At 69.2% G+C, this 24,300-nt stretch carries 24 protein-coding genes; 6 read left to right on the forward strand and 18 right to left on the reverse strand.

The window, feature by feature from the left end; all coding sequences use genetic code 11:
* Positions 1-12: 12 nt before the first annotated feature.
* The gene (locus tag HMPREF9058_RS06400) at positions 13-372 is read right to left on the reverse strand and encodes a hypothetical protein (RefSeq protein ID WP_009405650.1); all 360 of its coding nucleotides are present in this window, start codon (positions 370-372) and stop codon (positions 13-15) included.
* A gap of 49 nt (positions 373-421) precedes the next feature.
* Between HMPREF9058_RS06400 and HMPREF9058_RS06405 the strand changes: the two genes are divergently transcribed.
* Positions 422-880 (forward strand): MarR family winged helix-turn-helix transcriptional regulator, encoded by a 459-nt coding sequence (locus HMPREF9058_RS06405; protein WP_009747632.1) that lies wholly within the window; start codon positions 422-424, stop codon positions 878-880.
* Between the two features lie 275 nt (positions 881-1,155).
* Here HMPREF9058_RS06405 and HMPREF9058_RS06410 read toward each other — a convergent pair whose 3' ends face one another.
* The 4 genes from HMPREF9058_RS06410 to HMPREF9058_RS06425 all read right to left on the reverse strand — a co-directional run bounded on the left by HMPREF9058_RS06410 (position 1,156) and on the right by HMPREF9058_RS06425 (position 4,665).
* Positions 1,156-2,031, reverse strand: coding sequence for an amino acid ABC transporter permease (locus HMPREF9058_RS06410; RefSeq protein WP_009747473.1), 876 nt, complete (start codon positions 2,029-2,031; stop codon positions 1,156-1,158).
* On the reverse strand, positions 2,028-2,684 hold the full coding sequence (locus tag HMPREF9058_RS06415; protein ID WP_003786217.1) for an amino acid ABC transporter permease: 657 nt from the start codon (positions 2,682-2,684) through the stop codon (positions 2,028-2,030). The genes HMPREF9058_RS06410 and HMPREF9058_RS06415 overlap by 4 nt, the downstream gene beginning before the upstream one ends.
* Positions 2,685-2,809: 125 nt before the next feature.
* Positions 2,810-3,790 (reverse strand): glutamate ABC transporter substrate-binding protein, encoded by a 981-nt coding sequence (locus HMPREF9058_RS06420; protein WP_009747392.1) that lies wholly within the window; start codon positions 3,788-3,790, stop codon positions 2,810-2,812.
* An 89-nt stretch (positions 3,791-3,879) separates the two neighbouring features.
* A complete protein-coding gene (locus tag HMPREF9058_RS06425) occupies positions 3,880-4,665 on the reverse strand; it encodes an amino acid ABC transporter ATP-binding protein (RefSeq protein WP_009405826.1) in 786 nt (261 codons plus the stop codon).
* A gap of 265 nt (positions 4,666-4,930) precedes the next feature.
* Between HMPREF9058_RS06425 and HMPREF9058_RS06430 the strand changes: the two genes are divergently transcribed.
* Positions 4,931-5,581, forward strand: a complete 651-nt coding sequence (locus tag HMPREF9058_RS06430) for a TetR/AcrR family transcriptional regulator (protein WP_009747587.1) — start codon at positions 4,931-4,933, stop codon at positions 5,579-5,581.
* A 217-nt stretch (positions 5,582-5,798) separates the two neighbouring features.
* Positions 5,799-7,079 (forward strand): nucleotide disphospho-sugar-binding domain-containing protein, encoded by a 1,281-nt coding sequence (locus HMPREF9058_RS06435; protein ID WP_009406076.1) that lies wholly within the window; start codon positions 5,799-5,801, stop codon positions 7,077-7,079.
* Position 7,080: 1 nt separating this feature from the next.
* Here HMPREF9058_RS06435 and HMPREF9058_RS06440 read toward each other — a convergent pair whose 3' ends face one another.
* The 6 genes from HMPREF9058_RS06440 to HMPREF9058_RS06465 form a co-directional block, all read right to left on the reverse strand.
* A complete protein-coding gene (locus HMPREF9058_RS06440; protein WP_009747342.1) occupies positions 7,081-8,013 on the reverse strand; it encodes an RNA methyltransferase in 933 nt (310 codons plus the stop codon).
* Positions 8,014-8,136: 123 nt separating this feature from the next.
* Positions 8,137-8,517 (reverse strand): 50S ribosomal protein L20, encoded by a 381-nt coding sequence (gene rplT, locus HMPREF9058_RS06445; protein WP_003786223.1) that lies wholly within the window; start codon positions 8,515-8,517, stop codon positions 8,137-8,139.
* Positions 8,518-8,544: 27 nt separating this feature from the next.
* Entirely contained in the window at positions 8,545-8,739 is a 195-nt protein-coding gene (rpmI, locus tag HMPREF9058_RS06450; protein WP_003780493.1) for a 50S ribosomal protein L35, read from the reverse strand.
* 123 nt (positions 8,740-8,862) lie between these two features.
* The gene (gene infC, locus HMPREF9058_RS06455; RefSeq protein WP_075378297.1) at positions 8,863-9,504 is read right to left on the reverse strand and encodes a translation initiation factor IF-3; all 642 of its coding nucleotides are present in this window, start codon (positions 9,502-9,504) and stop codon (positions 8,863-8,865) included.
* Positions 9,505-9,826: 322 nt separating this feature from the next.
* On the reverse strand, positions 9,827-11,437 hold the full coding sequence (locus tag HMPREF9058_RS06460; protein ID WP_009406335.1) for a DUF6297 family protein: 1,611 nt from the start codon (positions 11,435-11,437) through the stop codon (positions 9,827-9,829).
* The gene (locus HMPREF9058_RS06465) at positions 11,434-12,105 is read right to left on the reverse strand and encodes an ABC transporter ATP-binding protein (RefSeq protein ID WP_043537674.1); all 672 of its coding nucleotides are present in this window, start codon (positions 12,103-12,105) and stop codon (positions 11,434-11,436) included. The genes HMPREF9058_RS06460 and HMPREF9058_RS06465 overlap by 4 nt, the downstream gene beginning before the upstream one ends.
* A 199-nt stretch (positions 12,106-12,304) precedes the next feature.
* On the opposite strand from HMPREF9058_RS06465, the gene HMPREF9058_RS06470 reads away from it, so the two are divergent.
* Positions 12,305-12,607, forward strand: a complete 303-nt coding sequence (locus tag HMPREF9058_RS06470; RefSeq protein ID WP_254654073.1) for a hypothetical protein — start codon at positions 12,305-12,307, stop codon at positions 12,605-12,607.
* Positions 12,608-12,629: 22 nt separating this feature from the next.
* Here HMPREF9058_RS06470 and HMPREF9058_RS06475 read toward each other — a convergent pair whose 3' ends face one another.
* The 3 genes from HMPREF9058_RS06475 to hisH all read right to left on the reverse strand — a co-directional run bounded on the left by HMPREF9058_RS06475 (position 12,630) and on the right by hisH (position 15,050).
* Positions 12,630-13,532, reverse strand: coding sequence for an SseB family protein (locus HMPREF9058_RS06475; RefSeq protein ID WP_009747523.1), 903 nt, complete (start codon positions 13,530-13,532; stop codon positions 12,630-12,632).
* Positions 13,533-13,617: 85 nt separating this feature from the next.
* Positions 13,618-14,370 (reverse strand): bifunctional 1-(5-phosphoribosyl)-5-((5-phosphoribosylamino)methylideneamino)imidazole-4-carboxamide isomerase/phosphoribosylanthranilate isomerase PriA, encoded by a 753-nt coding sequence (priA, locus tag HMPREF9058_RS06480; RefSeq protein ID WP_009406038.1) that lies wholly within the window; start codon positions 14,368-14,370, stop codon positions 13,618-13,620.
* 41 nt (positions 14,371-14,411) lie between these two features.
* The gene (hisH, locus tag HMPREF9058_RS06485) at positions 14,412-15,050 is read right to left on the reverse strand and encodes an imidazole glycerol phosphate synthase subunit HisH (RefSeq protein ID WP_009406271.1); all 639 of its coding nucleotides are present in this window, start codon (positions 15,048-15,050) and stop codon (positions 14,412-14,414) included.
* A 425-nt stretch (positions 15,051-15,475) separates the two neighbouring features.
* Here hisH and HMPREF9058_RS06495 point away from each other — a divergent pair, with 425 nt between their 5' ends.
* Complete coding sequence (locus HMPREF9058_RS06495; RefSeq protein WP_043537677.1) at positions 15,476-17,059, forward strand: serine/threonine-protein kinase; 1,584 nt, start codon at positions 15,476-15,478, stop codon at positions 17,057-17,059.
* 46 nt (positions 17,060-17,105) lie between these two features.
* Here the strand turns inward: HMPREF9058_RS06495 and HMPREF9058_RS06500 are convergent, their stop codons facing one another.
* The 4 genes from HMPREF9058_RS06500 to HMPREF9058_RS06515 all read right to left on the reverse strand — a co-directional run bounded on the left by HMPREF9058_RS06500 (position 17,106) and on the right by HMPREF9058_RS06515 (position 21,906).
* Complete coding sequence (locus HMPREF9058_RS06500) at positions 17,106-18,017, reverse strand: hypothetical protein (protein WP_175284676.1); 912 nt, start codon at positions 18,015-18,017, stop codon at positions 17,106-17,108.
* Positions 18,017-18,616 carry an imidazoleglycerol-phosphate dehydratase HisB gene (gene hisB, locus HMPREF9058_RS06505; RefSeq protein WP_009747399.1) on the reverse strand — a complete coding sequence of 200 codons (600 nt, stop codon included), beginning with the start codon at positions 18,614-18,616 and terminating at the stop codon, positions 18,017-18,019. Before hisB ends, HMPREF9058_RS06500 begins: the two co-directional genes overlap by 1 nt.
* Positions 18,617-18,727: 111 nt before the next feature.
* A complete protein-coding gene (locus tag HMPREF9058_RS06510; RefSeq protein ID WP_009406242.1) occupies positions 18,728-19,870 on the reverse strand; it encodes a histidinol-phosphate transaminase in 1,143 nt (380 codons plus the stop codon).
* A gap of 101 nt (positions 19,871-19,971) precedes the next feature.
* Positions 19,972-21,906, reverse strand: a complete 1,935-nt coding sequence (locus HMPREF9058_RS06515) for a sodium:proton antiporter (RefSeq protein WP_009747546.1) — start codon at positions 21,904-21,906, stop codon at positions 19,972-19,974.
* Between the two features lie 54 nt (positions 21,907-21,960).
* Here HMPREF9058_RS06515 and HMPREF9058_RS06520 point away from each other — a divergent pair, with 54 nt between their 5' ends.
* Positions 21,961-24,294, forward strand: a complete 2,334-nt coding sequence (locus HMPREF9058_RS06520; RefSeq protein ID WP_009405587.1) for a RecQ family ATP-dependent DNA helicase — start codon at positions 21,961-21,963, stop codon at positions 24,292-24,294.
* Positions 24,295-24,300 lie beyond the last annotated feature (6 nt).

Raw genomic sequence — 24,300 nt, forward strand, 5'->3', positions numbered from 1 at the left:
CTCGCCTTGCTCTCAGAGCACACAGGCAGCAGCACCCAGGTGAAGAAGGGCCACGACAAGAGGGAACACAACCATTCCCGGCACGCGGTGCACGACACCGATAGCGGCGTCTCCTAACTGGGCGACCGCCGCTGCGACCAGGACAAACAAGGTCAGCGGCCGGGCAGGATCCAGCCAGACAACAACAGCGACCAGCAATCCGAACGGGATGCCTCGAGCCGCGTACATGGCCGGATAGAAACGCCCCTCTCGCCCGCCATAGCCAGACGGCGCAAGTGCCTGCGGACGGATCACCGCACCGACACCGAACCCTGCACAGACGATTCCCAGCGCCGAGTTCAGCAACGCAAGCCACCACGGCATGAGGACCACCCTCTCTATCATTCACAACTGAATCATTCTGTACTGTACCGTTATCCTCATGTCGAGAGAAGATGGCCACGCAATCCTGTCCTCAACATGCTTCCAGCTCGGCGTCACGGGCAGCCAGATCACCCAGTCCTTCTCGAGACATATCGAGCGCATCGGCCTGTCCCACAAGCAAGTGGGGCTGCTTGCCGTCGTCGACGCCGGAGTGGCGACCTCTCAACGCGAGATCGCCACGCAACTTCATGTCGCCCCAAGCCTGGTGGTCACACTGGTCGACCAGCTCACCAGCGCCGGCGCCGTGCGCAGGACACGCAGTCGGAGCGATCGTCGAGTGCAGACCATCGAGATCACCGACGAAGGGCGCAGACTATTGAAGGCTGCCACCGACGTCGCCAGCAGACTCGACGCCGACCTGCGCACACACCTCACCCCAGACGATCAACAAGCCTTGGATAGGTTCCTGCCTTCCCTCCTTCACGCCGCCATGGCAACAGGTCAAGAAGAGGCGTAGCCCAGGTCCACTCACCGACCTCGACGCAAGGTCGGAGCCGTGATCCACCCAAGTTCTGGCTGGACCTCACCGACATCATGATCGGCCTGGTCGCCTACACCCGCCGCGACCTGCCCGCCTGACGACGCAGTGCAGCGCTACAGCTGCTACGGGGTGATATCCGTGCAGACGATCACGCACCGGAAACTGTGCAACAACAGCGCCGAAGATCCTCCACCGAGTTCAGCACTGCAGCTTCACTGCGTCGCTGCGATCTCTTCCCGGTGACGCACACCTCAGCGGGTACGCGACTCGATGTAGCGGGCCAGTGCCCCCAGGGACCAGTTCACGATGATGTAGAGCACGGCGATGATGACGTAGGTCTGGAAGAAGACCGACAAATGGGCATCGATCTTCGCCTGGCCGATCATGGTGGAACCGCGATACATGAGCTCGGGGTAGGCGAGCACGTATGCCAGCGTCGTCCCCTTAATGATGGTCACCATCTGCGTGATAAGGGTTGGGAGCATGAGGCGCAGGGCCTGCGGCGCCAGGATGAGGCGCATCGTGAGCGATGGACTCATCCCCAGTGCCCAAGCGGCCTCCGTCTGGCCACGGTCCAGCGCCCGGACACCGGAGCGGAAGACCTCCGCCGTCGTCGCTGAGGTGCACATGACGATGGGTAGTGCCAGCTTCCAGAAGTCCGAGATCGTGGCGAAGCGGGGAACCACCAAGAGGAAGAAGTAGACGAGCAGCAGCATCGGCACCGCCCGCATGGCATCGATCCACAGGCCTACCAGCCACTTGATGGGGCGGTTGTCCAGCAAGCGGAGCCAGCCCAAGGCGATTCCCAGAGGGAAGGTGAGCACCGCGGCAACACCCCCCAGGGTCAACGTGGTCCCGGCCGCCTCCAGGAGCTGGCTGACCACCGACTGCCCCAGGAAGTAGCGCCACTTGGGATAGTCGAGCTGTCCCGCGAGGTCCAGCCGGTAGAGGACCGCGGCCGCCAGCGCCGCGATTCCAATGACGGCGACGACTGATCCGATGGCGATCAGGATGCGCCCCCGCGGCCCGGGCTCATCGAAGAGCAGTGCCGCATCCGTCGCCCCAGAGCCCTGACTCCGCTGACGGCGTGAACGAGGCTCTGTCATCGGCATGATGTCTGAGCTCATGCTCGCCCCCTTCCCATGAACTCGAGGCGCCTCTCAAGGAGCCCGCCGACCTTCGTGGCGGCGAAGGCGATGGCCAGGTAGGTAAGGCCGGAGGTGAGGAAGGTGATGACTCCCGCGGCTCGTTCCTGGTTGATTCTCTGCGTCACGGCCGTCAGCTCGACGACGCCGATCGCCGCGGCGAGCGAGGAGCCGATGAGGCAGGCGATGAAGATGTTGACCAGTGGCTGGATCGTGCGGGCCAGAGCCTGGGGCAGGACGATGCCGCGAATGATGAGCCCGAAGGGCATGCCCAGTGCACGGGCGGCCTCGATCTGCCCCTTGGGCACCGAGTTGATCCCGCTGCGGACCGTCTCACACACGAATCCCGATGAGGAGAAGACCAGCGCCACGATCACCGACCAGAACAGTGGGATGGTGATACCAACATGAGGCAGCGCCAGCCCGACAAGCACCATGAGGCACAGATTGGGGATATTGCAGGCCACTGTCACCCACGCCGCACCCAGCGCACGCAGCGGGGGGATGGGACCGACCCGAAAGATGGCCATAAGCGACCCCAGGAGCAGCCCACCCAGGTAGGACAGGACGGAGATCACCAGCGTGACCAGCAGCCCCCAACCGATAGCGGGGAGATTGTCGGTAATGGCACTCACAGTCGCCTCCTTGAACGATGCGGGTCGTCACCATGACGGGAATGCTGTCGGCTGCTGCGCCGTCGGCCCTGCGGCGGGTCCGCTCGAGTCGACGACGCAGCGAGCCTGACAGGCGGTGAGGTCGTTCAGGAGCTCTGCGCGGTCGCGTCGCCGCCGGCCGAGGACCCGGGCACCGAGCCGAGGGACGGGGGCTGAGGGGCGGTGCCACCGAGGGACTTGCCGATCGTCGCCTCCCAGATCCTCTTCCAGGTGCCGTCATCCTCGATCGTCTTGAGGAAGGTGTTGACGAAGGCCTGTGCCCCGGAGTCCTTGGGAAGTCCGATGCCGTAGGGGTCCTCGGCGAAGGTCTCACCGACGATCTTGACCTTGTCATTGGACAGGACCTCGCTCTTGAGCAGGGACTGGTCCACGACGTAGGCATTGACCTGCCCGCTCTCGACGGCGGCGACGCACTTGGCCTGGGTGTCGAAGGGCTTGGCGGTGGCCTTGGGGGCGTACTTCTTCAGGGCGGCGGCCGACGAGGAGTTGGACTGGACCGCGACGTCCCCGGTGAGGGTGTCGACGCCGGTGATGTCCTTGTTATCGGCCTTGACCAGGATGGCCTGGCTGGAGGCGTAGTAGGGGCCTGCGAAGTCGATCTTCTTGGCCCGCTCCGGGGTGATCGTGTAGGTGGCGATGACGGCCTTGACCGTGCCGTTGGTCAGGACGGTCTCGCGCGTCTCGGAGGTGACCTGCTGGACCTCGAGGAGGGAGCGGGCGTCGTCTCCGCCGATAATGTAGCGGGCCAGCGCCTGGGCGATGGCCGCATCGAAGCCGGAGATCTTCTTCGTCTTGGAGTCCTCCCAGGAGAAGACCTCGGAGGTTTTGGTCCCGCCGGTGACGAGCTTTTTCGCCTGCTTCACGGAGGCGGCCCAGGGGGAGGCGGCCACGACGTCGGCGGCGGCCACCGGACCGGAGTTGATGGCCTTGTCGTAGTCGGCATCGGAGGCCGACGACGAGGCGACGGCCTTACCGTCGGCGCCCGTGTCAGCGCAGGCGGCAAGGACGCCTGCCAGGGAGAGGGCGCCGGTCGTGGCCAGGAGTCCGCGGCGGGAGAGGGTGGTCATGGTGTTCCTTTCGTTCGGACGGGGAGGGGCCGTCCCAGGCGCTGGGCCTGCGGTGGTCGCCGCACTCGGGAGAGGATGCGGTTCGGGGCTCAGTGGCTGAGCACCTTGGAGAGGAAGTCGCGGGCGCGCTCGGTGCGCGGGGAGGAGAAGAACTCGGCGGGCCGGCCGGACTCAACGATCTGGCCGCCGTCCATGAAGACGACCTGGTCGGCGACCGAGCGGGCGAAGCCCATCTCGTGGGTGACGACGAGCATGGTCATGCCCGAGGCCGCCAGGTCCTTGATGACGTCGAGGACCTCGTTAATCATCTCCGGGTCCAGGGCGCTGGTGGGCTCATCGAAGAGCATGAGCTTGGGGTCCATGGCCAGCGCTCGGGCGATGGCGACGCGCTGCTGCTGACCTCCGGAGAGCTGAGAGGGACGCTTGTCGGCCTGGTCCTCCAGGCCGACTCGGGCCAGCAGCTCACGGGCACGTTCCTCAGCCCGCCCCCGGGGGATGCCGCGCACCTTGATGGGCGCCAGGGTGATGTTGTCCAGGACCGTGCGGTGCGGGAAGAGGTTGAAGGACTGGAAGACCATTCCCACCTCGGCGCGCAGCTGGGCCAGGGCCCGGCCCTCCTGAGGCAGCGGGATTCCGTCGATCTCGATCTGCCCTTCCTGGATCGGCTCGAGGCGGTTGACGGTACGGCACAGGGTCGACTTGCCCGATCCGGAGGCGCCGATGACGGCGACAACCTCACCACGGTGGATGTCGAGGGAGACGTCGTCGAGAGCCTTGAAACGGCCGTAGTACTTGGTGACGTTGCTGATCCGGACCAGGACGTCATCGTCCCGGTCTGCGGCGGTCTGGTCAGGAGAGGGTGCGGATGCGGTCACGAGTACCTCGTCTCAACATGGGTATGGGAGCGTCATCTGTCTCATCGACAGCAACAGCAACACATCCGCATGCGCACTGCATTCCTCCTTGGCTTGTGTCGGCCTACACATATCAGAGAGTTCCAACCTCTCGTCAGGAAGAGTAGCACCGTCTCCAACCGGAGCGTCAATCGTCTCACAACTCCCCCGAACCTGGGACGATGCTCACACGCCATACAGAGCGCCTAACCGCGTACGCGGACCACGCGGTCGTAGTCTCATCTGCATGAGCCCCGCGAATACCACCGATCCGCGCCGCCGACTCCAGCCCGAGCAGCGTCGGGAGGAGCTGGTGAGAGTCGGCGTCGAGCTGTTCGCGGAGGGGACGCTCGACCGCACTCACGTCAACGAGATCATCAAGCGGGCCGGTGTCTCACGCACGCTCTTCTATCACTACTTCCCCTCCAAGATGGCCTTCGCCCGAGCCATCGTGGAGTACGAGATCCTTCACCTTCACGGCCTGGTCGAGCAGCAGACGGCACTGACCCTGGAAGGGGCGATCTCCACGTTCGCGGGCTACGTGAAGGCCAGGCCAGACAGCCTTCGAGCGCTTCACACCGGAGGTCTGGACCAGGACCCTGAGATCGCGGCCGCGCTGGCCACCAGCTTCGAGCGTTACGAACGCCTCGTCCTCATGCTCATGGGCATCCCCGAGCCTGACGCGCGCGCCATGTTCGCCGCCCAGGTGTGGATCAGCACCATGATCTCCCTTTGCCTGGCCTGGCTGGATCACCCCGAGATCAGCCAGGAGACCATCACGAACATGTCCGCCCAGACACTGCGGAGCCTGGTGTCCCAGGTCAGCCAGGGCGCCGAGCACACCTCCGAGCCGGCCGCGACACCGGTCACCGCCCACGAGCCGGTGAGCAACCGCTGAGGGCGAGCACTGAGGGCGAACCGAGCCGCATCGAGACTCAGACCTCCCCCGGTGCCGCTCCCACTTTCTTCCAGTATTTCGAACCTGTCGTAAAAAAGGCGTTCACGTAGGCGCGAACGTGCTACCCTCTCCCCCGGTTGTACAAGACGTACAATAGAACAACGATGAGGGCTCACCCGCACTATGGCACCCCTCGCTCTCAGAAGGAGAGCCGATCATGCCTCAAGGCACCACTGGAGATGTGGTGGCTGTACGCCGCAGGACGTCGCGTGTCCTCTTCGCTCCGGAGACATTCAACTTCGCCGAGGTGACCCGTGCGATCGAGGTGGCCCACCGGATGCCTTCGCACGTTGAGTGCGTCTTCGCCGGTTTCTCGCCACGTAACACTGAGTACATCAGGGCCGCGGGCTTCGAGTTCCGTCTGCTGACCCCCTACCTCAGTGAGGAGGAGGGAAGGCTGGCGCTGGACTTCGACCAGGGCCGCAGCCTGCGTCACCCGTTCACGGAGAAGATGCTCGCCCAGCGGGTGACGAGTGAGCGCGTCCTGCTGCGTTCCTTGCGTCCGGACGCCGTTGTCATCGGCGTAACTCCCAGCCAGTTTATTTCTGCGCGGGCGGAGTGCGTACCGCTGGTTTTCGTACGGCCCTTCGCCTACTCCCTGGCGCATCTGGAAGCAGCGCGCGCCGCCGGGGCCACCGGCTTCCTGCCCCGTACCTCCCCGGAGGAGTGCCTGGTCGACAACGTGGCCGCTCACGCGCTCCATGCGCTCGGGACGCGGCTCCCCCTGCCTCGTTCCTTCCATTCTGTGGCCAGGGCCAATGGCGTCTCACTGCCCCGGGGAGTGCTCGCCGGGCTCACTGCCGATCTCAATCTCATCGCCACTGCCCCGCACCTGCTTCCCGGGTGGCTGAGGATGCCTCAGGGGCACCGGGTGGTGGGGCCGGTCTACGCCCAGCTGCCCGGGGAGCTCCCCGAGTTCCTGGCCGACCTGGCCGCCGGCCCCCAGCCCCTGGTGTACTTCGCCATGGGCTCATCGGGGAACCGTGACCTCGTCCTTCATGTGCTGGCAGGCCTGGGCCGGGCGGACTGCCAGGTGCTGGCTCCGGTGCGTTCCCACCTTCGCCAAGAGGACCTGGAGACTCTTCCACGCAATGTCCACGTCACTGACTGGCTTCCGGCCCACCAGCTGGGCGACGCCGTCGACCTGGCCATCACTCACGGCGGGGAGGGAACGGTGCAGACCAGCTGCGTCCAGGGGTGGCCCTTCATCGGGATTCCGTTGCAGCTCGAGCAGCGTTTCAACGTGCAGCGTTGTGTGGCCTTCGGCTCGGCCAGGCTCGTGTCGCAGCGGGAGGCTCGCAGGATCGACTGGGCGGAGCTGGTGCGCCAGGCCCTGGCCGACGACGGCATGCGTTCACGCGCCCGGCGGATGGCCGGGCTCATGGAGGGACTGGACGGACCGGGCCGGGCCGCTGAGGCGATCTGCGAGCTTCTGTGAGTCAGCTGCGGCCAGAGTTCTGGGCCTGTGCCCTGGCGCTGGCGTAGAGGCAGACGGCCGCGGCCGCGGCGACATTGAGAGACTCCGCCTTGCCGTAGATGGGGATGGAGACGACGGCGTCGGCTCGGCTCAGCGCCTCTGGGGGCAGTCCGTGGGCCTCATTGCCGAGCAGCCAGGCGCTGGGGGCCTCCAAGAGGGACTCGGCCTCGAAGAGGTCGAAGTCCCCGCGTCCGTCGGCGGCCAGGACGGTGAGTCCGGCGTTGTGGAGTGCGGTGACGGCGTCGTCGAGGGCCACGCCGGTGACCACGGGCAGGTGGAAGAGGCTTCCAGCGGTGGAGCGCACGACCTTCGGTGCGGTGGGGTCCACGCTGCCGCGCACGAGGACGACGGCGTCGGCTCCGGCAGCGTCGGCGGCCCGGATGATGGTGCCGGCGTTCCCGGGGTCCTGGGCCTGGGTGAGGACGGCGACGAGCCTGGCCCCCTCCAGGGCGGCGGCCAGCGCCTCGGAGCCGGTGACCTCCTCGGTGGCCACGACGGCGAGGAGGCCCTGGGCGTCGGGGCTCATGGCGTCCATGACCTGCTGGGTGGTGACGTGCACGTAGAGCCCGGCCGCGACGGCCTCGTCCCAGATCTCGCTGTGGCGCTCGAGGGCCGCTTCGGTGAGGTAGACATCGAGCACGCGGCCGGGGGCGTGCCGGACGGCCTCGCGCACACCCTGGGGGCCTTCGACGAGGAAGCGACGGTGCTTGGCCCGCGCGTTGCGGCGGGACAGGCCCGCCACCCGGGAGATGCGGGCCGAGGCGGGATTGCTCAGCACCTCGCGGCCGGCGGCCGGCCCCTCGCTGACGGTACGCCGCCGCGGCCCGCGGGCCTGAGGACGCTCGGCAGAGTCGTCGAGGAACTCATCGGGGACGGCGGAGGCGGTAGGGCTCATGCCGTCAGCCTACGCGAGCGGCCTCCCAGAGCGCCGAATCCTCGCCACCAACCGGTTCAGGGTGTGTGGCGAGGATTCGACGATGTTGTGTCAGCGGGGCTGGCGCCCGGCTGCACTGGTGACTCAGGCCTTGGGGGCGTTGACGTCCTCGGGGAGGGCCTTACGGGCCACCTCGACGAGGGCCTTGAAGCCCGCGGGCTCGTTGACGGCCAGCTCGGCGAGCATGCGACGGTCGATCTCCACGCCGGCCAGGCCAAGCCCCTGGATGAAGCGGTTGTAGGTCAGGCCCTCGGCGCGGGCGGCAGCGTTGATGCGCTGGATCCACAGGCGACGGAAGTCGCCCTTGCGGGCGCGACGGTCGCGGAACGCGTAGACGCCGGAGTGGGTGACCTGCTCCTTGGCCTTGCGGTAGAGGCGCGAGCGCTGGCCGCGGTAGCCCGAGGCCTTCTCGAGAACGGAACGACGCTTCTTCTGGGCGTTAACAGCCCGCTTCACACGTGCCATGGTGAGACTCCTTGGTGGGTTGGGCGGTCAGCGACCGAGCAGCTTCTTGACCTGGCGGACGTCGGCCGGGGCGACCGGCTGGTCCTGGGACAGCTTGCGCTTGCGGCGGGAGGACTTGACCTCCAGCAGGTGGCGCTTGTTGGCCTGCTCGCGCATGAGCTTGCCGCTGCCGGTGACCCGGAAGCGCTTCTTGGCACCGGAGTGCGTCTTGTTCTTCGGCATGGGTAATTTCCTCTTCTCGGTCCCTGGGAGACCAGTGGTCGCCGGGACTGCGGACCCCGCTCACGGTGGCGAGGGGGTGGGTCGGTGGTGTCAGGTGAGTGTCGAGTGCACCCTCGGGCGCTCTCAGGCGTTCTCGCCGGCAGACTCTCCGTCCGAGGCCTTGGCGCCCTTGGGTGCCCGGCCCGCGTGCTTCTCGGCACGGCGGGCGGCGCGGGCCTCCTCGCGGCGGCGGCGCTGGTCGGACTTGACCTCGGCCTTCTTGCGGACCGGGGCCAGGACCATGACCATGTTGCGGCCGTCCTGACGGGGGTGGGACTCGATGGTGCCCAGCTCGGCCATCTCCTCGGCCAGGCCCTGCAGGAGCCTGATACCGAGCTCGGGCCGGGACTGCTCACGGCCGCGGAAGCGGACGATGCACTTGACCTTGTCCCCGCCCTTGAGGAATCGCTCGACGTGGCCGCGCTTGGTGGCGTAGTCGTGCTCATCGATCTTGGGGCGGAACTGGATCTCCTTGAGCTGGGTGTTTGCCTGGTTGCGTCGCGCGTCGCGCGCCTTCATGGCCGACTCGTACTTGAACTTGCCGTAGTCCATGAGCTTGCACACCGGAGGGCGGGCGTCGGGTGCCACCTCGACCAGGTCGAGATCGGCCTCCTCAGCCAGACGCAGGGCGTCCTCCACGCGGACAACGCCGACCTGCTCGCCGCTGGGGCCGACGAGACGCACTTCGGGAACGCGGATCCGTTCGTTGATACGGGGCTCGCTGATGTCGGTTCCTCACTCTGAGTCACGGATGGTTGCGGAACGAGGAGAGGCCCCCGTTCCTGCCGCGCAGGTCGGAGGCCTCGTGATGAGCGCGATCACCGCACGGCCGTGGCCGAGCATGGACCGCGAAGGGCTGGTCGCCCTCGCATGAACCCGATTCCCGAAAGGAACCCAGGTGGGATCGCTCCGCTTGCGCACCGGGGCGAACCCCGGGTGGTCAGTGAGGGATACTACCAGGACACGGACTCGCTCTCCCACCGTCCCCTCGCCCCTATTGACGTGAGTCCTCCCACGTATGAGGCGTGCGTCGAGGCGAGGCAGGTCGTCAGGAGGCCCAGCGGTTCGTGCGGACTCCCCATATGACGACGATGGCACCGGCTACGGCCTGGATCCCGAGAAGCGTCGTCGTCGGCACCGCGATTCCACTGGCGACGAGCACGACGGTCAGTGCTCCGACGACGACGGCGTCGGGCCCTTGAGTCAGCATCTGCAACACTCCCGGCGGCAGGGAGCCCATGGGAGAGGCGATGAGTCCGGCGGCGAAGTCGGGCATCTCCCGGTACCCGGAGCGCAGCGCCACCCCTGCCCAGGCCCAGCCGCTCACCAGGGCCAGGGCGACCACGATGGCCAGCCCCTTCCAGGCGGCCGCAGCCCCAAGGGCCGCCATGGCCGGAGCCAGGCTCAGCAGGGACCAGGCGCTCATGAGGACGGCCGGCACGAGCAGGTGGCCTACTCGCACCACCCACGGCGCCACCGGCCAGGAGGCGTCAGGACCGCCATCGAACCAGGCCTGACGCGCCGGCTCAGCAACGGCCAGGGTCGCGATCCAGCCTCCGATGAGATAGGCGACGGCGCGCAGCGGGGCGCCGACCGCCCCGGACAGGAGCGGCAACATCGCAATGGCCAGCCCGACCCCCATCTGAAGCAGGCGCCGGCGCTGGCGGCGCAGCAGGATCCAGTCCGCCTGAGCCACTGCTATCAGCACCCCCAGAGGTCGGGGCAGTCGACTCCCGATCCGCGCCGCCCGCAGCGGTGAAGGAACTGCGGGCCGGGTGGGATCCGGGGAGAGCAGCCGCCCCAGGGCCCTGGTGTCCAAAGACAGCAGCGAGACGTGCGCGCCGAAGGACCGCGCGACGACGGCCAGGAGGGCAGCATCATGCACCTGTCCCAGGTTGCCTCTGGCTCGCCGCCATCCCAGCACAGCCAGGAAGGCCAGCACGCCGGCCAGCAGGGCGACCGCCGTGTTGCCGAGCAGGGAGCGCGGGAAGGGCAGCACCACACCCGCCAGGCATGCTGCGGCCCCCGCCGCGATGAGACGACGCCGCAGCGGCTCGACATCGCGGTCAAGAATCTGGGCCTTGATGAGTTCGGTGAGGACCAGGCAAGTCCCGGCCGACATCAGGGCAGGCCACGCGATGGCGGCGAGCCAGCCGCCTCCGGCCGCCACCGCCGGGAGCACGCCCGCCGTGGCTCCCACGGTGGCCGCAATGAGGTACTCGACGCGGGCCACCGGCACCAGGAGACTGCCCCGGCCCCCGGGCATGGGCAGCCACCAGGCCGCCTCGTGGGGGCGCAGGAAAAGTGGGCCGAGCCGGCCGAGTGAACCGACACCGACCGCCGCCAGCAGCACGATCAGCGCCAGGAACCCCCACCCGGGGTCGAGGCCCACCGTGGCGAAGTCGCCGAGCGCACCGGCCCCGACCGCTGAACCAGGCGGGGTCACAACCATCCGGCGCAAATACGGGGCCAGGATCGTCACGACGACGATGAGTGTCAGGAGTACGGAGTAGACGTCCCCCACGAGCGCCCAGACACCGTGGAGGTGCCGCCGAGTACGGCGCCGCACCCACCTGCGCAACGCGGCCCCATCGGGAAAGGTCATCGTTTCCAGCCCGGTGGAGAGAACCGGCGCCGTCCGGTCACCCAGCGGCGTCACCGCAGCCCCTCCTCAATGGCGCGCACGCCGTCGTCCACACTGAGCATCCGGGTGTCGCGTCCAACGAGAAGCACGTCGGTGGCCGCCTCCTCCACGATCTCCGGGTCGTGGGAGACCATGAGCACTCCCCCGCCGGCCTCACGCTCCTCAACGAGCATGTCGGCCAGGAGCAGACGGGTCACCCGGTCCAGGCGCTGCTCGGGCTCGTCGAGGACCAGCAGCCTGCGGGGCCGGACCAGGACTGACGCCAGTGCCAGTCGGCGCCGTTGCCCCGAGGAGAGCTCCTCGGGCAGGTGTCCCGCGAGTCGTCGCAGCTCCAGGTCCTCCAGCAGGTCACTGACCCGCTCATCGGCCTCGACGACGCCGTGCCCGAAGCAGACCATCCGCAGGTGCTCGGCGACGGTCAGGGTGGGGAAGAAGGACTCCTGCCCCAGATCCGTGGCGAGGGCGGTGCGCTGGGCGCCTGAACGGGGATCCGGAAGGTGTCCGAGTACGTGAACCTGCCCCGACAACGGGCGCAGTAGCCCGCAGCAGGTACGCAGGATCGTCGACTTGCCGGCCCCGTTGACCCCGACAAGGGCCAGCACCTGGCCGGGAAGCAGGTCGAAGGTCGCCGGGGCGCAGACCGGCTGGTCACCGTATCCGACACTGAGGTCGCGGGCGCTCACCAGCGGCTCACGACTCCCCGCCGGGGGCTGGGTACCGCCATTGACATCATGCCGGAAACCGGGTGTTGACGCCGAGTCTGGACGAGATGGGACTGAGGCGGTCGACTTCGTGCTCATCGGTACTATTCCAACACACGTTATTTTCGGTGGCCTGGTCGAATCGGATGCCTTACGCTCCGCAGTCATGGATTGGAACAGCGTGAGGACCACGGACCCGAATGGCGCGTCCGACGACGATTCCGCCCTCTCCCGTGAGGCAGGGACCGACTGGAGCACCACGAGGGACCCGGGCCCCGGTCGGGTGATGGTCTCGACCCGGGATCTCGCCCAGATCCGTGGGATCGCTGAGGCCTGCGCCAGGATCGCTCAGAGAGACGAACGTCCCCAGGACCGCCAGGCTCTGCGCGATGTCGTTGCGCGCTTCGACCAGGTGGCCGGGCCGCTGGAGGACCACTACGGACAGGTCGAGCAGTGGGAGGCCCTCATCCTGGGCCGCTCCTGAAATCGGGTTCGAGCCGCTCGGATCAGGCGGGAAGCGGGCACAGCTCCACGGTGTCGATGAGGTCGCCCCAGGCTGGGTTGACCATGACGTGCTGGCAGCCCTCCAGGCTGCGGGCCACGCCGGCGCGACCGCCTGCGGCGTCGATGCGGATGAAGACCCGCAGCTCGGCGCTCTCACCGGGTCCGAAGGCCACACCGGTGACTCCGTCGACCTCCTGGAGCTGGGCGCGCACCTCGGCCTGAACCGGCTCATTGCGCCATGAGGGCACCCACGCCTCTCCCCCGGCCAGTGCCACGACGGCGGGCCGCGGCAGACGCAGGTCCCGGCTCCCGGGGTCGAGCACCCACAGCTGGTCGGTGGACAGGCAGGCGACCTGGGCCGCCCGCTGGGGCGAGACGGGCACGGGGCGCACGTCACTGCGCCACTGGTTCATGGCCTCGGCGCTGGTGAACACCGGTAGGGCGATGTGCCCGTCGGGCAGGTTCACCGCCAGGGTCGCCGCATCCTGACAGGCGTCAGCAGTGTGTACCTCATGAGCCGGAACCTGCTGCGCACCATCGCCCGACGGGCCATGCGGCAGGCCCGCGGACTGCGCCAGGCTCCCCTTCAGGCGTCCGGGAAGGGCGTGAGCGGCCACGGGAACGATCAGCCGGCCGCCGACGAGGGCCGCCCACAGCTCATCGAGGTACTGATGACGCGACAGGTCCACGGCCTCCAGCGCCTTGCGCACCTCTGGACTGATGGAGCCGTCGTCGTCGGCGAAGGGGGCCGGTGCAGCCAGAAGACGCTCCAGCTTGGCCCGTGCGGCCACGGCCGCCGCCACCTGGGGGTCCTGCGGGGGCTCGGCCGTCGAGTCGCCGACCGGCGCAGGCGCTGGTGCGGGAACTGCTTGATGATTCTTAGCTGACTGGCTCACGGCCCTCACGGTAGCGCCTTTGACGTCCCCCTGTCCCTGACGCCGGTGAGCATGCCGGCGATGCGGGAACCGGGGCGCCAGAGGCCCGGAGTAGTCAGGAACGAGCCTTTGAGGGCTGTCTCTTGTCCTCGTCTCCGGCCACGGCCAGGGCCTCCTGGAGGGTGAAGTTGCCGTTGTAGAGCGCCTTGCCGACGATCGCGCCCTCCAGTCCCAGCGGCACCAGACGACGCAGCGCGACCAGGTCGTCGAGGTGGGCGATACCTCCGGAGGCGACCACCGGGGCGGGGCTGCGCTGGCAGACCTCGGTGAGGAGCTCCGTGTTGGGGCCGCTCAGCGTGCCGTCGCGCGTGACGTCAGTGACGACGTAGCGCGCGCATCCTGCGGCGTTGAGACGCTCGAGGGTCTCCCACAGGTCTCCGCCCTCCTTGGTCCAGCCGCGGGCCGCCAGGGTGGAGCCGCGCACGTCGAGGCCGACCGCGATCTTCTCCCCGTGCTCGGCGATGACCCGTTCGGTCCACTCAGGGTCCTCCAGCGCCGCCGTGCCCAGGTTGACCCGGGCGGCGCCGGCTGCCAGGGCCCGGGCCAGTGAGGCGTCATCACGGATGCCCCCGGACAGCTCCACCTTGATGCCGACCTCGCCGACGATGCGCGCGAGCAGCTCATGGTTGGAGCCGCGCCCGAAGGCGGCGTCGAGGTCCACCAGGTGGATCCATTCGGCCCCGGCGCGCACCCAGTCCCGGGCGGCGTCGACGGGGCTGCCGTAGTCCGTCTCTGAGCCGACCTCTCCCTGAAGGAGACGGACGGCCTTGCCATCGGCGACGTCGACGGCGGGAAGTAGAGTGAGCATGTGTTTCTCCTGCAGTGGTCGTGGGATGGCTCGGGTGGGGCTCAGAGGGTCGTCAACCAGTTGCGCAGCAGCTGGGCCCCTGCGTCACCGGACTTCTCGGGGTGGAACTGCGTGGCGCTCAGGGAGCCGTTCTCGACGGCGGCGATGAAGTCGTGGCCGTGAGTGGCCCACGTGACCTGCGGCAGGCGGGTGGGACCGGGGCCGAGCAGCTCGGCGGGGTCCTGGGTGGCCGCATAGGAGTGGACGAAGTAGAAGCGCTCCTCGGCGATGCCGTCGAACAGGACGGAGCCCGAGGGAGGGCGGACCAGACTCCACCCCATGTGCGGAACGACGTCGGCTCTCAAGTGCGACACAGTGCCGGGCCACTGCCCCAGCCCCTCCTCCGCGGTCCCGTGCTCGTCGGAGCGCTCGAACATGACCTGCATGCCCACGCAGATTCCCAGGACCGGCCGCCCACCGGCCAGGCGCCGCTCAATGAGACGGGGGGCGTCAACCTTCCGCAGCTGCCTCATGACCGCGCCGAAGGCACCCACCCCGGGGACCACGAGCCCATCGGCCTCGGTGACATCGTCCGGTTCGCAGGAGAAGGTCACCTGCGCTCCGACGCGTTCCAGAGCACGCATCGCTGAGCGGACATTGCCGGATCCGTAGGACAGGAGGGTGACGCGCGGCGCTTGCATGTGACACACCCTACCGTCCCGGTAGATCGTTCTGAGTATCCTCCACACTCTGAAACGCCCTGTGACGTGCACAGAACCGGCACCGGCAGCGCCGCCGCAACAACCTTGGAGCAGCGGTTCCGGGCACGTCGCGCTGATCGTGGCCTCGCGCGGGGACAGTGAGACGGCCGGGGCACATGTGCGATCCCGAATCCGGGTCGTCGGCTTCCTTTCACGAATCACCCAAGATGGGCGAGTATTCATCCGTGAGCATGCAGTTCCCCTCCGGCCAGGCCTCTGCGCCGTCTTGGCCGGCACCCCCGTCCCCACCGCATTCGCAGGCGTCCTCGCCCCACTCCCCCGCCGCGGCCGGAACAGGTTCGGGCGGCTCCAGCGGGGCGCGCAGCGCTGCGCCGTTCTCCATTCCCGGGGTGCGGATCACCTCGGTGCTGGGGCGCGGTGGCTTCGCCACGGTCTATGCCGGGGTGCAGGACTCCCTGGAGCGTCCGGTCGCCGTCAAGGTGGACTCCCGCCCCTTGGATGATCCTCGCAATGAGCGGCGGTTCATGCGTGAGGTGCAGGCGGCCTCGAGAATCTCGGGGCATCCTCACGTGGTCTCGCTGGTCGACACCGGCAAGCTGCCCGATCTGCGCCCCTACCTGGTCATGGAGCTGTGCGCGGGCGGCAGCCTCTATGACCTCGTCTCGCGCGGGCCGACCCCCGCCTCCGACGCCGTGGCCCTCGTGGAGGCCGCTGCCTCGGCCCTGGGGGCCGCCCATGCGGCCGGCGTCATGCACCGGGACGTCAAGCCCGCCAACATCCTTCTGGACTCCTACGGCTCTCCCCGGCTGTCGGACTTCGGTATCGCCGCTGTCCAGCGCGAGGGTCAGGACCCCACCGTGACCCTGGAGTGCCTCACCCCCGACTTCGCCGCGCCGGAGGCCTTCATGCTGGCCAGCCCCGGCCCCGAGGGGGACGTGTGGTCCATGGGCGCGGTGCTCTTCGCCCTGCTGACGGGCCGAGGCCCCCGGCGTGGTCCCGACGGCGTGCAGCGCAGCCTGCCGGAGATCGTCCGTTCCCTCGACGACCCCCTCAACCTCACCGACCCGAACGTCCCCGAGGTCCTGCTGCCGATCCTGAGCAAGGCGATGGCTCCGGATCCTACGCACCGCTACCGCAACGGCACGGAGCTCACGGAGGCCCTGGGGCAGATCCGTGAGGCTCTGGGGACGGGAAACCTGGCCGTCCGCGGGCCGGTGACCTCGTTGCGGCTGGTTGAGGCCGGGCTGGCACCGCCTCCGCGCAGTGAAGAGGCGGGCTCACCCGGCTCCTACGCTCCCAGCAGTGCATCGCAGTGGGCGGCATCGGACTCAGTCTTCCCGGTCCGCCCGACCGGCTCCTCGGGGTCCGCCACCTCGGCGCCCTCCATCGTCTCAGGCGGGCTGGAGCACTCCGACAAGGCGCTGCTGAACGCGCCCGTGTCAGCACAGCGGAGTCAGTCGCTGCGACTCTCCGGCCGAGAACGTCGGCGGATCACTCTGCGCTCCGCAGCGGTCGGCGCGGTCGCCGGCCTGGTCGTCGGTCTGGGCGCAGGATGGGTGGCGGGTGCCCGTCTGGCTCCTGCGGCCAGTGCCACCGGCCCGTCAGGAGCCGTGTCCCAGCCCTCATCGTCGGGTCAGGACAACGCCTCGACCCCACCGCACCCGGTGGGTACCTGCCTGGCGGGCACCACCTCGATCTCGGGCCAGACCACGGCCAGAAAGGTCAGCTGCAACGAGCCCCACTCCTGGGAGGTCTACCAGGTGGGGACCCTGGCGGAAAGCACCTCGGGTTCCAGTGATGACGACCTGGCGGCCGATCCCAACGTGCAGGCCACCTGTACCGCGCAGGCCGCCCAGCAGTACGGGGCCGCCGATCCGAGCACATCGGTACTGGGACCGGGGGAGGCCGGCTGGAACGCCGGGAAGCGGGGCTTCTCCTGCATCGCCTCCGACAAGGACGGGCAGCGGACGAGCTCCTACGCCGGCTAGGAGCCGCCCGCCCCTGGTCGGCGGCGGGCGGCGCGTGTCGGTGTGGTCACTGCGGGGGACGGCGCAGGCCGCGTCCGAACCAGCGCATCGCCCGGGGCGCCTGGATCTCGGAGGACTTCACCGCTCCGGGGACGTCGTCGGCGTCGATGACTCCCAGGAGGACGTCCTCGACGACCTGGTCCATGGAGGCCAGCAGGAGCCCCGCCGAGGCCTCCTCGCCGGGCTGGCCGTTGGTGAAGTGGCGGGCGGTGATCGTCCCGGACAGGCCGGACTCGATACCGACGTCGGTGGCCAGGTCAGCGGTCATGAGGACGGCGCCGGCCCGGGACAGGCGGGAGAGCTGGGCGGCCAGCTCCGCGGCCTCGGCCGGCTCGGAGTCGGAGCCGCCGAGCAGCTCGGCCACGTCCCAGTCCGAGTGGGCGGAGACGAACTGCTTGACCGCGAAGGCCCCGCTGGAGGAGGGCACCACGGTGCAGTCAAGGTCCAGCAGGGAGCACATTCCGGCCAGGCCGTCGGCCCGGTTCAGCGGAGTCATGACGACGGCGACCTTGACCGCCCGAGGAGCCTGGTCCTCGGACTGATCGGGCACGTAGGAGTTCAGGGATTCGGCCGCGGCGGCGATCTGCGCCTCCTGGGCATCGGTGAGCCGGGAGCGGTCGGAGTCCTCCGTTGTCTCATCTCCCCCGTTCAGGGGACGGTAGGTGTTGTGGGGGACGTCGTCGGGCCTGACATCTGCCGGTCCGCTCTCCCCCGCGGAGCCGGTCGATACGGAGCCGTCCTCCACCGGGGTCTGCCGGCCCGGCTCACTGCCGGCCTCCTGCACAGCCCCCAGGTCCTCGGCTGAGAGGTCGTCGGGGATGTCCACGTCGCCCATGAGGGCGGCGAACTCGGCGTCCAGATCGCGCTGGTGGTCCTGGTGGCCGTCGCGGCTCTCGTCGGGTCGGGGGGTCTGGTCCATCACAGGCTTCCCTTCGTCGATGGGATGGTCTCGACACGGGGATCATCCTCCACGGCTGCGCGCAGGGCACGGGCCAGGGCCTTGAACTCGGCCTCGGCGATGTGGTGGGGGTCGCGCCCGGACAGGACCCGCACATGCAGGCAGATGCCGGCGTGGTAGGCGATGGCCTCCAGCACGTGGCGCACCATGGAACCGGTGAAGTGACCCCCGATGAGGTGGTGGACGAAGACCTCCGACTCCCCCTCGTGCACCAGGTAGGGGCGTCCGGAGATGTCGACGACGGCATGAGCCAGAGCCTCATCCAGGGGAACGCTGGCCTCGCCGAAACGGCGGATGCCGCGCTTGTCCCCCAGGGCGACGCGCAGGGCCTCACCGATGCAGATGGCGGTGTCCTCCACGGTGTGGTGCACGTCGATCTCGGTGTCACCGGTGGCGCGCACCGTCAGATCGATGAGTGAGTGGCGCCCCAGCGCGGTGAGCATGTGGTCGTAGAAGGGAACGGTGGTGGAGATGTCGGTCTGGCCCGTGCCATCGAGGTTGATCTCGACGACGACGCTCGACTCGCTCGTGGCTCGCTCAATGCGCGCGGTACGGCTCATAGGTGCTTCCTCAGCATCGGGTGTCGTGCTTCTTGAGCACAGTGGTTGATAGGTATCTCAATCGATAGCAACCCTACCGGTCCCAGGCGCCGATCGCTGCCGGCATCCCTCTCACCTGCCGATGGCTGAGGTCAGGGCGGCGCGCAGGCGTGCCATCTCCTCCGGCGTTCCGACGCTGGCCCGCAGGAAGCCCTCGGGCCCGACGACACGGATGAGGACCCCGGCGTCGAGCAGGGCCTGCCAGACGGCCTCCCGGTCGGGGAAGGGACCGAACAGAACGAAGTTGGCGTCCGATTCGTGCGCGCTCAGGCCCTGGGTGCGCAGCCAGTCCACGAAGGCATCGCGCTCATCGCGCAGGGAGGCCACCTGAGCCATGAGCTCATCGCGGTGGGACAGGGCGGCCAGGGCGGCGGCCTGGGTGACGGCGGAGAGGTGGTAGGGCAGGCGCACCACGCGCAGGGCGTCTACCAGCGCGCGGTCGGCGGCCAGGTAGCCCAGGCGCAGGCCCGCCGCTCCGAAGGCCTTGGACATGGTGCGGGTGACGGCCAGGTGCGGGTTGTCCGGCCCCACCAGCTCCAGGGCGCTGGGCACGCCCGGGCGGCGGAACTCGGCGTAGGCCTCATCGATGACGACGACGCAGTCGCTGGCCCGGGCGGGCGAGCCGATCTCGGCTCCGAGCATGGGGCCGTGGCCGCGGGCGGCCTCAAGGATCCGCTTGATGTCCTCCAGCGGCAGGGCGGTTCCGGTCGGGTTGTTGGGGCTGGCCAGGATGACGACGGCCGGCCGCAGCTCCTTGATCGCGGCCACCGCGGCATCCGTATCGAGAGTGAAGTCCTTGCGGCGCGGTCGGGTGGCGTAGTCGGTCAGTGTGTCGCGGGCGTACTCGGGGTACATCGAGTAGGTGGGGGTGAAGCTCAGGCAGGTGCGCCCGGGGCCGCCGAAGGCCTGGAGCACGTGGAGCATGACTTCGTTGGAGCCGTTGGCCGCCCAGATCTGCTCAGGCGTCAGGTGCGCGCCGGACTCGGCCTCGAGATAGTCCGCGAGCGCAGCCCGCAGCCGGGGGAAGTCCCGCTCCGGGTAGCGGTTGAGTCCCTGGGCGGCCTGAGCCACGGCGGTGGCGATCGACTCGATGACCGCGGCCGACGGCGGGTAGGGATTCTCGTTGACGTTCAGTCTCACGGGGACGTCGATCTCGGGGGCCCCGTAGGGGGCCTCGCCCTCCAGGTCCGGTCTCAGGGGCAGGTTCGCGTTCACGCCTGGAGTCTACGGCTCGGTCCGCTCCAGCGGTTGGGCCGCCCATCCGGTGGTACTGCGGCGCCGAGGGCGACGGTCGCAGTGTCCTGCTGGCGGCGTTGTCAGTGCGGATCGCTGGTGAGCATGATCTCCTGGTAGTCGAGGCGGTTCAGGGCGTGCTCCAGGGAGTCGGCCGAGTAGAGGCCCTCGTCGCCGGCGTCGAGAAGGGCCTCGCGCTGGGCTCGGATCATGTCCAGGGCGCGTTCTCGCATGGGGGCGAGCTCGTCGTGGCGCCAGGTGGGGTCGGCCCATGCCTTGGCAACGGCTGCCGGCGAGACGACGACGTCTTTGCCCTGCCTGCGTACGAGGCCGTGCTGCTCAGTGGTGGGGCTGAGGCTCTCGTTGTTCTCTGGGTCGGGGGCACTCTGCGAGACCTTGTCCAGGCCGGGAGCGCTCGTCGTCGTATGTGCGTCCGAGGCGTCGGGGTCTACGGCACCGGTGAGCACTGTGGGGGCGGCCTGTTGGGAGGCGCCGTGAGTGTCGACGGAGGCGACGTCGCGGGCGGCGTTGACCAGCAGCGAGATGACCGCGGCCTTCTCCTCCTCGTCGGCGGGCCCGGCCATGGCGGGTCTGGCGACGCGGACCAGGGCCGGCAGCGTGAGTCCTTGGATCGTCAGTGAGCCGGCGGCCACGAGCATGGCCACCAGGAGGAGGAAGGAGTAGTGCGGCGTTGTGACTGGCAGGGTCTGGGCGGCTGCCAGGGTGATGGCGCCGCGCATGCCCGCCCAGACGATGACGGCGCCTTCGCGTCTACCCAGGGGCTCGGCTGCGAAGTAGTCCAGGTCGGCGCCCCGGCGTCTGACTCGACTGGAGAGGCTGCGTGCGCGCCGAGCGATGCTCTCGTGGTTGGTCGCCTGGCGGAGCTTGCGCTGGACCTGTGCGAAGGGGCGCCGGTCCCAGGGGACCGGGGGCATCTCGGACTCTCCGCGCACGATGGCCGAGCAGCGGTTCTGGAACTGGTGGATGGCCTCCTCGTTCTCCTGCCAGTGAATCGCCCAGCGCGCGGTCCGGTGGCTGAGGAGCTTGAGCATGGGTGCTACCACGAGCGCCCGGATGACGACCGTCAGCGCGCCGGCGACGACAGCGACCGCGATGGCCCGGACGATACCGAGAGCTGAGGCGCCGACCTTCTCCACGACGCCGAAGAACTCCAGCCCCATGACCAGGAAGATGAGTCCTTCCAAGGTGAGCTCGACGGTGTGCCAGTTGGTGCGTGAGGCCACCCGGTGGGCCGGCGGCAGCATCCGGGGACCGCGGTGGCCGGTGATGAGCCCGGCGACGACGGCTGCCACGAGACCCGAGCCGTGCATGTGCTCGGCCGGGATCGCCGCGAGGAAGGGGACGGTGAAGGACACCACCGTGTCCACGGTGGGGTCGGTGATGTGGGAGCGCACCCGCAGGCTCGCCTCGCCGACGAGCCACCCCACCCCCAGGGCCACGAGGACCGCCAGGGCGAAACCGCCCAGGACGCCTCCGACACTCACTCCACCGGAGGTGGCCGCGGAGACGGCGGAGGACAGGACCACCAGGGCGGTGGCGTCGTTGAGCAGCCCCTCCCCCTCCAGAACGGTGATGATGCGCTGGGAGACTCCCAGCCGGCGGGCGATGGAGATGGCCACGGCGTCGGTGGGGCTGAGGATCGCCCCCATGGCGATGGCCCAGGCCAGGGAGAGCCCTGGAACCAGGAGGGTGAGGACCGCGCCGATCACCGCGGCGGACAGGGGCACCAGCAGGATGGCCAGCACCGCCACCGGGGCGAGCTCGCGGCGGAAGTTGATGGTGGAGATGCTCACCGCGGTGGAGAACAGCAGCGGGGGGAGGATCCCCTCCAGGACCACCTGGGGGTCCAGCTCGATCGCCGGGATGAAGGGCAGGAAGCCCACCGCCGTGCCGCCCGCCAGGAGGATCAGCGCCGGGGCGACACCGATGCGGTCGCTGAGCTGAGAGGCCGCAGCGATGGCCAAAGTGCCCAGCACGGCGATGATGAGGAGGTCCATGGGCCAAGACTATCTAGGCAGTGCCGTCTTGATCGTCCACGCTACCGTGGTTCTGTGACGATCACAGGCCCCCAGGACCCCAAGGACGCTGAGCGCTCCGTGCACCCCGATCGGCTCGACTCGCCCGTGCGTGAGCGGGCCGAGGCCGTCCTGCGCGAGCTCGTGGGCCGCAGCGACGCGCGCCTGCGTGAGGACCAGTGGCGGGCGATCGAGGCGCTGGTCATCGCACGCCGCCGAGCCCTGGTGGTCCAGCGCACCGGGTGGGGGAAATCAGCGGTGTACTTCGTGGCGACGGTGCTGCTGCGAGAGGGCTGGGGAGGCTGGAGCCCGGGCACCCCACCGCCATCTTCCGGTGCGCGCTCCGGCACCGGGGCGAGCGTCATCATCTCGCCGCTGCTGGCCCTCATGCGCGACCAAGTGGCCGCCGCCGAGCGCGCCGGAATCCGGGCCGTGACCATGAACTCGGCCAATGTCACGCAGTGGGATGAGATTCAGGCCCAGGTGGCCGGTGGTGAGGTCGATGTCCTGCTGGTCTCCCCGGAGCGCCTCAACAACCCGGTCTTCCGTGATGAGGTCCTCCCCCACCTGGCTGCGGGCGCCGCACTGGTGGTCATCGACGAGGCCCACTGCATCTCGGACTGGGGCCACGACTTCCGCCCTGACTACCGGCGCATCGCCACCCTGCTGGCCGGCCTGCCGCCGCGCACCCCGGTCCTGGCCACGACGGCGACCGCGAACCGACGGGTCAGTGCCGACATCGCTGAGCAGCTGGGGGCGTCTGCGGAGGCAGGCGGGGCGGACGGCGAGCAGGTCCTGGTGCTGCGGGGGACCCTGGAGCGCGGCTCTCTCCACCTGGGGGTCAGGATGCTGCCGGATGCCGCCTCACGCCTGGCCTGGCTGACCGCCTATGTCCGCTACGCTCACGGCAGCGGCATCATCTACTGCCTGACGGTCTCGGCGGCTCAGGAGGTCGCCGAGCACCTGCGTGCGGTGGGCGTGGAGGTGGCCGCCTACACGGGGCAGACCGAGGCCGCCGAGCGCGAGCGCCTGGAGGAGGATCTCAAGGCCAACCGGGTCAGGGCACTGGTGGCTACCTCCGCTCTGGGCATGGGCTTCGACAAGCCGGACCTGGCCTTTGTGGTGCACCTGGGGGCTCCTTCCTCGCCGGTGAGCTACTACCAGCAGGTGGGGCGCGCCGGCCGCGGAGTGGAGCGGGCCGAGGTGGTCCTGCTGCCCGGCCAGGAGGACCGGGCCATCTGGGAGTGGTTCGGCTCGCAGGGTTTCCCGCCCGAGGAGCAGGTTCGCGTGGTCCTCGATGCTCTGGAGGAGCGCAGGGCCGCGGGCGGCGGGGCGACCTCGACGGCGGTGCTGGAGACGGCGACCTCGTTGCGGCGCAGCCGGCTGGAGTCCATGCTCAAGGTCCTCGACGTCGACGGCGCCGTGCGCCGGGTTCGTGGCGGTTGGGAGTCCACCGGCCGGCCCTGGCGCTATGACGTGCAGCGTTATGCGCGAGTCGAGGCCGCGCGCCGGGCCGAGCAGGAGGCGATGGTCGCCTATGAGCGCCTCGGGACCGATACCGGCCCTGGGCGGACAACCGTGTCGTGCCGGATGGCCTTTCTGAGGTCGGTGCTCGATGATCCCTTGCTTGAGCCGGGATGGCGCTGCGGAGCCTGTGACCTGTGCGGGGGCCTGGACCTGCCTGACGCCCCAGACCAGGAGCAGGTCGGTGCCGCTCGAGAGGCGCTCGGGAGGGTGGGGGTCGAGCTGCGGGCACGCCGCCAGTGGCCCACCGGGATGGACCGGCTGGGCCTGGGCCGTTTCAAGGGTCGTATCGGTGCCGACCGTCAGGCGGCGACCGGGCTGGCGGTGGGCAGGCTGGATGGGTTGGGGACCTCGGTGGCGCTGCGCGAGCTGGTGGCCTGCGCCTCCGACGGCGAGGTCCCGGTGGCGCTCAGGCCACAAGTGCTTCAGGCGGTGGACCGGCTCGCTGAGATCATCCGCGACGAGCAGGAGGCCACCGGCTCCGACGGACCGCCGGGCGGAGAACCGGCCGTCGTCGTCGTGGACTCCCGCACCCGCCCCCGCATGGTCCGCCGGCTGGGGCACGCCGTGGCCGCACGGCTGGGCGCACGGGCCTTGGGCGTCGTGGGCCTGTCCGGTCAGGAACCACCGCAGCACGATGTGGGCTCTGCGTTTCGCCTGGCGCAGGTGGCCCGCAGCCTGACGCTCCAGGGCTGGTCGGCCCAGGCCCTTGACGAGCTGCGCGAGCGCACTGTGGTTCTCGTGGACGACTGGAGCGACTCCGGCTGGACGCTCACGACGGCCGCCTTCCTCCTGCGCGAGGCGGGGGCGGCGGCGGTCCACCCCTTCGTGCTGGCGCAGAGGTAGGTGCCG

The sequence above is a fragment of the Actinomyces sp. oral taxon 175 str. F0384 genome (assembly GCF_000223355.1).
GTDB classification, from domain to species: Bacteria; Actinomycetota; Actinomycetes; order Actinomycetales; family Actinomycetaceae; genus Actinomyces; species Actinomyces oris.